This is a genomic window from Corallococcus carmarthensis, assembly GCF_003611695.1.
GTDB lineage: Bacteria > Myxococcota > Myxococcia > Myxococcales > Myxococcaceae > Corallococcus > Corallococcus carmarthensis.
The window spans coordinates 1-1,737 of record NZ_RAWE01000441.1 but is presented as its reverse complement, the minus strand read 5'-3'; the positions used below and the strand labels follow the sequence as shown (position 1 = coordinate 1,737).

Here is a 1,737-nt window from a genome sequence, read left to right as displayed (position 1 = left end):
CCAGCAGGTACGTGAGCTCCCGGGGCATCAGCGTCTTCACCGTGACGAGCCGCACCTGTCCGTCCGGCATCGTGAAGTGGGTGGGGAGCGTGGGCGTGTCCATGCCCAGGAGCACGGCGACGCGGCCTTCCTTCGTCAGGAGAGTTTCGGGCATGCGCTCTCCGTCCACTTCCATGGAGAGGAGGCCGGTCCTCGCGGGCTCGCGCAGGTGCTCGTGGCCCACGAGCTCGTTGGCGATGCGTTCCAGCAGCGTCACGGGCCAGTTGGCCTGGGGCTCGTCGGTTTCGAGCGCGAGTTCCAGGCCGAAGCCCACGGAGGGCTCCACGGCCTCCACGAAGAAATCGGAGAGGCCGTCCGTCACGAAGAGGGTGCGTCCTTCGGGGCGGTGGATGATTCGCCAGACCTGACGCCTCGCGGGCCAGCCTCCTCCGACGACGATGGGAAGGATGGCTTTCTCATCCAGCGTGCCCAGCGTGCGCCAGAACGCGGTGCGGGCTGTTTCGGTCCGTTCATAGAGGACCTGGAGCTTGCGGTGGTGTTCGCGCTCCTCGGGGGTGACTTCACTGGGGCCCGTGACTTCCGTGAACGCCATCCCCGTGGCGCCGGAGCGCTCCAGCGCCTCCTTGAGGTCCTCGGAGACGATGAGCACGATGCTCCAGCCCCAGGGACGGAAGACCTTGGCATCGCCTACCTTCGTCGGGTCGATGCGCATGCCCATGACGGACCTGTATCGCCCAGTCTTCTCCGGCCGCCCATCCTCAGGCTTCCAGTACAGCACCTCCGCGGACTCCTGATCATCGATGCATTGGAAGGTGCGCGTCGCGACGAGGATGAAATATGGCTCCGACTGTTCGTCGACATCGACAGGGATGACCTGCACATCGCCGGGTGCCAACTCCGTGAACACGCTCGCGACTCTACGATGGACAACAGGCGCACCACCGACACTCGTCACGGAGTAGTCGAGGACCTTCCCCGGATGACCGATGGGGATGCGCAGACGTTCGTTGATTTGAACCGGGCACCCATCCTTGAACTGCCAGATGTCATCGATCTCCTGCCCCTGAGCATTCGAGGCATCACCCGGCAGCCAGCGGTCCTTCAATTCCATGTCGTCGAAAAGCTCGAAGTACCGCATCGTGATCAGCCCTCGTCGGATTCAGGGTTGAGTGACCAGCCGATTGAGCCGGGTGTTCGGCTTGGAAATCTCCCTGCCCAAGGCTTGGAGTTCCTCTACCAGCGCCTCCCTACAGTTCATGATGGTTCTGCACCTTCCCAAGGCATCACTCAGTCTCTTGTAAACTGCCTGATGGTACTCCCGAGGATGAGGCCCTTGATGGCCAGGCACACGGACGGTGTTGACCTTGTCGTTCAACGACATCCCGGCTCGGTCGAAGAGGTCCTGGAACCTGGGCGACCAAGGGCCACCATTGTGTGTCGCCTCCCACCACTTGTTCGTAGCGATGTGGTGCTCGTGCACGTCAACGGGCGCCGGGACATTCGGTCCCTTCGCGGACATCGCCACCGCGTTGGGGGCCAGCGCGAGGGTTACTTCTCCGCTCGCGGACACCGCCACCGCTGAGACTTCCGCCGCGGCCACCAGACGGAAACCTCCCTGCTCCGCTCCCACCAGCGCCGCCTGCGCTGAGCCCGGCAGTGTCGACACCCGCGTCGCCAGCGTCTGCGCCGTGCCGCCCAGCGCCGCCATCGTCAGCATCACGAAGGCCCTCGCCGCCT

Annotated in this window: 2 protein-coding genes; both read right to left on the bottom strand. The window is 64.4% G+C overall.

What is annotated here, in order from left to right:
• The coding region (locus tag D7X32_RS46400; protein WP_120608467.1) for an imm11 family protein at positions 1-1,138 on the bottom strand (1,138 nt) is incomplete at its 3' end.
• Positions 1,139-1,159: 21 nt separating this feature from the next.
• On the bottom strand, positions 1,160-1,737 hold a 578-nt coding region (locus D7X32_RS44305), incomplete at its 5' end, for an AHH domain-containing protein (RefSeq protein WP_208752772.1).